The following is a 2,114-nucleotide window of genomic DNA, read 5'->3' on the forward strand; positions in this document are numbered from 1 at the left end:
CTCTTCGACACGGTCGGAACCGGAAGCCTCACCCTGTCCTTCATACGCACCGGCATCAACGTACGCATCGACCCCACCGAACACATCCTCGGAGCCGCCCAACGTGCCGGCGTCAGGATCGGCGCGAACTGCAAAGAAGGCATGTGCGGCTCCTGCAAAGTCGTCAAACTCTCCGGGGAAATCGAGATGAACCACCAAGGCGGGATCCGCGCACGGGAAATCGAAGCAGGCAAGTTCCTACCCTGCTGCTCCACCGCGCGCACCAACATGATCATCGACGCCTAAACGCACATAGCTGCACGTATCAATTGACCCAACTCGCTCCACGAAAACTGACAACAACTAACTCACAGACCGTCTGATGCGACCAGCATCACCGTGAGGTTACGATCGCCAACCCATAGGAGCCATTCAATGTCAGGTAACAAAGCCGTTGCATACAAGGCGCCGGGGATCGTGGAAATCATCGATACCCCGTTTCCCACCTTTGAACTGCAGGCCGGCCCCGGCGTCAATCCCGTCAATGTCGGCCGGAAGGTCCCACACGGGGTCATCCTGCGCACGGTGAGCACCAACATCTGCGGCTCCGACCAGCACATGGTTCGTGGCCGCACGACCGCCCCCGCCGGTCTCGTCCTGGGGCACGAGATCACCGGAGAAGTCATCGAGACCGGGCCCGACGTCGAGTTCATCAAGGTCGGGGACATCGTCTCTGTCCCCTTCAACATCTCCTGCGGGCGCTGCCGGAACTGCAAGGAGGGCAAGACCGGAATCTGCCTGAACGTGAACCCGGACCGGCCCGGCTCCGCCTACGGCTATGTCGATATGGGCGGATGGGTCGGCGGGCAGGCCGAGTTCGTCCTGGTCCCCTATGCGGACTGGAACCTGCTGCGGTTCCCCGATCGGGACCAGGCCCTGGAGAAGATCATGGACCTGACCATGCTCTCGGACATCCTCCCGACCGGATTCCACGGAGCCGTCACGGCAGGTGTCGGCGTCGGGTCCACCGTCTATGTTGCTGGGGCCGGTCCCGTGGGGCTTGCCGCGGCGGCCAGCGCGCAACTGCTGGGGGCCGCGGTGGTCATCGTGGGGGATCTCAATGAGGATCGCCTGGCCCAGGCCCGATCCTTTGGCTGCGAAACCGTCAATGTGGCCAACGGCGACCCGGCTGACCAGATCGAGCAGCTTCTCGGCGTCCGGGAGGTCGACGCCGGTATAGACGCGGTCGGTTTCGAGGCCCGCGGACACGGTGCCGGGGCCCAGGAAGCGCCGGCCACCGTGCTCAATTCACTGATGGATCTCACCGCCGCCGGCGGGTCCCTGGGCATTCCCGGCCTTTATGTCACCGGGGATCCGGGTGCCGCGGACGAGGCGGCCCAGAAGGGCAGCCTGTCCCTGTCCCTGGGCACCGGCTGGGCGAAGTCCCTCTCCTTCACGACCGGCCAGTGCCCGGTGATGAAGTACAACCGGCAGCTGATGATGGCGATCCTGCATGGCAGGATCCAAATCGCCAAGGCCGTCAACGCCACGGCCATTCCGCTCCAGGATGCCCCTCGGGGGTATGCGGAATTCGATGCCGGAGCCGCCACGAAGTATGTCCTTGACCCGAACGGCTACCTCAGCAACTAGTAACCGCAAGCCCATCATCCGCCGAGCAAAGGATTCGCTCATGGCTATTGGCCGTGACTTACAACTCTCCACCCCCGAGGAGTCGTCTGCCGACGACTCTTTGGCAGCAACTCCCCCCAGCGAAAAGCGCGAAAGAACGCGGAACACCACAACAGTCATTGATGTCTCCACGGAAGAAAACGCCAGCCAGGATGTCCTGGATCCGGGGGACGTAGGTGCCGCGGCACTGCCGGATACAGAAGAGTATGAGCTGATCCTCGAGGAACTGCGCAACGCCAAGACCGATCACGCCGTTTCGCGGCGCCGGAACCACACGCACACCCTTGACAAAGTGACCTTCGGAATCACCGGCGTCGCGGCTGTCGCCTTTGTGGTTTGGGGCTTCGTCGGAAAGGATAACCTCGCCGCGACCTCCACCGGGGCCCTTAACTGGGTCATGGAGTACACCGGGTGGCTTTTCATGATCACGGCTTCGATCTTTGTGA

Annotated in this window: 2 protein-coding genes and 1 pseudogene; all 3 read left to right on the forward strand. The window is 62.7% G+C overall.

Annotation, left to right across the window (positions count from 1 at the left end):
- On the forward strand, positions 1 to 285 hold a 285-nt coding region (locus tag DAD99_RS08015), incomplete at its 5' end, for a 2Fe-2S iron-sulfur cluster-binding protein (RefSeq protein ID WP_193341092.1).
- Positions 286 to 414: 129 nt separating this feature from the next.
- Positions 415 to 1,629: a formaldehyde dehydrogenase, glutathione-independent gene (gene fdhA, locus DAD99_RS08020; protein WP_193341093.1), complete on the forward strand. Its 1,215-nt coding sequence runs from the start codon at positions 415 to 417 to the stop codon at positions 1,627 to 1,629.
- Between the two features lie 40 nt (positions 1,630 to 1,669).
- Positions 1,670 to 2,114 (forward strand): annotated as a pseudogene (locus tag DAD99_RS08025) (BCCT family transporter); the annotation flags it as partial.

This window comes from Pseudarthrobacter sp. AB1 (genome assembly GCF_014926485.1).
Classification (GTDB): domain Bacteria; phylum Actinomycetota; class Actinomycetes; order Actinomycetales; family Micrococcaceae; genus Arthrobacter.